We start from the raw sequence: 2,803 nt of genomic DNA, 5'->3' as shown, positions 1-2,803 counted from the left end.
AGAACGAAGTGCACGCAATCCTTCACGCGCACCTGATCCCAAAATGTCCGCACGCCGATTTATTCAACGGCCGCGGCCGCGATTGGCTGGCGCACCAGCCAGTACCCGACGACGAACGGGATGCTATTGAGCGGCATGTGCGCGAGCTCGATCGGCTCGCCGAAGATCTCACGGTCCTCGATCGGGAGATCGCCACAAACAGCCTGGACGACGTCTCGGTCAGGCGGCTGCTGACGATCACCGGCGTCAATCTGGCGGTGGCGGCCGGGTTGATGGCGGCAATTGGCGATATCACGCGTTTCAAGAGCCCGCACAAACTGGTCAGCTACTTCGGGCTCAATCCGCGTGTGCACCAGTCGGGCCTCGGTGCCGCTCATCACGGCCGGATCAGCAAGGTCGGACGTAGCCACGCCCGGGCCATGCTGGTAGAAACCGCCTTCGCTGCCGCCAAGACACCCGGACCGCTCCACGCTTTCTTCGTGCGCATCCGCGCCAGACGGGGCCATCAGGTGGCCGCCGTCGCCGTAGCGCGCAAGCTGACCGTCCTGTGCTGGCATCTGCTGACGAACGAAGAGGATTACCTCTGGGCCCGGCCCAGTCTTGTCGCTCACAAGATGCGCGGCATGGAGTTACAGGCTGGCCGAGCGCAGAAAAAAGGCAACACGCGCGGCCCTGCCTACGCGTACAATATCAAACAACTCCGCGATCAGGAGATGCACGTCGCCGAGCAAGCGCAGAGAAGGTATGAGCACTTTGTCGAAGCTTGGCGCCCGCGCCCGCCAAAAGAAAAGGCGCGCGGGCGCCTCAACCCGGCAGACACAGCTAGGGCTGCCCGGCGACGCTTACAGCCGACGCGCCGCTCTTCGCCACGAGGTCACCCGCGCACGACAATAACAATCGCCGTTCGGGCTAGTTCCCATCCCCTGGGACACGGGGCCGGTGAGTCATTGCTTCTTTCCAGGCCCGATCCGATCGAGGATGCCGCCGTGCTCGGGCCGGTCAAGGCCGAGCCTTGCGGTGGCCGCAAACTGCGGCCAGCCTTGACCGCCCCTGCGCGCGGCAGCTGCGAGAAGGGCGGTCGGGACATGGGGTAATCGCGGAGCAAGGCTCCTTGCTAGCCTCTGCGCACTGATTCCCTATCCGAGGAGCAACGCAATGCAGCCGATCACCCAATATGTTGGTCTTGATGTGTCGCTTGAAGAAGCCAAAGCTTGTGTAGTCGATGAAGCCGGTAGGACGCTTTGGCGAGGATGTTGCGCGTCGACGCCTGACGAGATTGAGCAGGTTGTCTGCAAGCATGCGCCAAATGCTGTGCGCGTTGGCCTCGACGACCGGCATGCTTTCCGTCTGGCTCTTCCACGAGCTGAAGAAGCGCCGAATTCCAGTTATTTGCATCGACGCCCGCCATGCCAAGGCGGCCTTGTCGCTCCAGATTAACAAAACGGACGCCAACGACGCGCATGGAATCGCCCAGGTGGTTCGCGTCGGCTGGTTTCGGCAGGTGCTGGTCAAGAGTATGGATACCTATGCGGTCCGCGCCATGATCAGCGCCCGCGCGCAGCTCGTTAGCACGGCCCTGAAGATCAAGAATACCGTCCGCGGACTGCTGAAGACCTTCGGCATGATCCTCAAGATCGGAAGTCAACGGCGTTACATTGGGATCGTTCGCGCTGCGATCCAAGACAATCCGGTACTGCTGACGATCGTCGAACCAATGCTGATTGCGCTGAAAACCTTGCAAGACCAAATCACTGTTTTCGATCGTGCGCTGTGCCGTCGCGCATCCGCCGATCCGATCGCCAAACGCCTCATGAGCGCCCCTGGCGTCGGCGTGATCGTTGCGCTCTCGTACATAAGCACGGTCGAAGATCCACACCGGTTTAGACGTTCGCGGACTGTTGCCGCATATCTTGGGCTGACACCGCGCAGGTTCCAGTCGGGAGAAACCGATAGAGCTGGAGGTATCTCGCGTGCTGGTGACCCAGCTATGCGAACCTTGCTTTATGAGGCTGCTTGCGTTGTGTTTGCTCCCGACCTTCCCCACTCCAGCAATGGGGACGCGCATTGATCGAACGATTGGGAAGCAAACGGGCAATGGTCGCGGTGGCAAGGAAACTGGCGGTCATATTGCATCACATGTGGCGTGACGGGACGGCGTTCCAGTGGAGTCCCCACACCGCGATCACCTAATCGGTACAACCAACATGGAGATCCGCTGTCTGCGATAGCGGTAAGAGGTCCCTGCCGGGACGAGCGCCGGCGACCGCGCCATTCCTCCTGCGGCTGCAGAGATGCAGACCGCGCTCGGGACAGAGCGGCGCCGACCTCCTGACGCATAAATGCAGCTGTAAAACCAATCAGACTGCGAAGAGAACCGTGGACTCGGCAGCGACTGACGGTATGGCCAGCGGTGTTGTGGCATAGGGTCGAAACTGGCTGAACAGTGTGTTCGCTTGGCACAGCAAGGTCAAGCCTGGCGCTTTGCGCCCCCGCCTCCGGCGGCTTCGGGCTTGACCTCGCCGTTCCAAGCGAATCTTCGCTCGCCATCGCTTCGACGGACAAGACCAGCACTCTTGTGTGTGCTGAGAAATGGAAAGAAAGGACTTGCATGATGGGCCGCGATTAGAGAACGGAAGAATGCCGGCGACGCGGTCGAACAAAAGAATGCATCTTCCGGAGCCCGCTAAAAACTGCTTGTCGATCTCATCCGTCGTGCGCAAGTGATCCCAGTGCTCGGCCGGGAAGTCATAGAAAGCCAGCAGCGTGTCCCGATCCTTGTTCAGGCAGTCGGCCGCTTTTTCGT

General features: G+C 60.8%; 1 protein-coding gene and 2 pseudogenes. 2 read left to right on the top strand and 1 reads right to left on the bottom strand.

Annotation, left to right across the window (positions count from 1 at the left end; genetic code table 11):
• Window positions 1-815 (top strand): annotated as a pseudogene (locus tag AC0L3P_RS39490) (transposase); the annotation flags it as partial.
• A gap of 482 nt (window positions 816-1,297) precedes the next feature.
• Entirely contained in the window at window positions 1,298-2,068 is a 771-nt protein-coding gene (locus AC0L3P_RS39485) for an IS110 family RNA-guided transposase (RefSeq protein WP_473309395.1), read from the top strand.
• Between the two features lie 289 nt (window positions 2,069-2,357).
• Here AC0L3P_RS39485 and AC0L3P_RS39480 read toward each other — a convergent pair.
• Window positions 2,358-2,803, bottom strand: a pseudogene (locus tag AC0L3P_RS39480) (hypothetical protein); the annotation flags it as partial.

Source organism: Bradyrhizobium sp. WSM4874, from assembly GCF_055811835.1.
The sequence above is the reverse complement of the archived record's forward strand: the minus strand, read 5'-3'. Positions and strand labels throughout refer to the sequence as shown.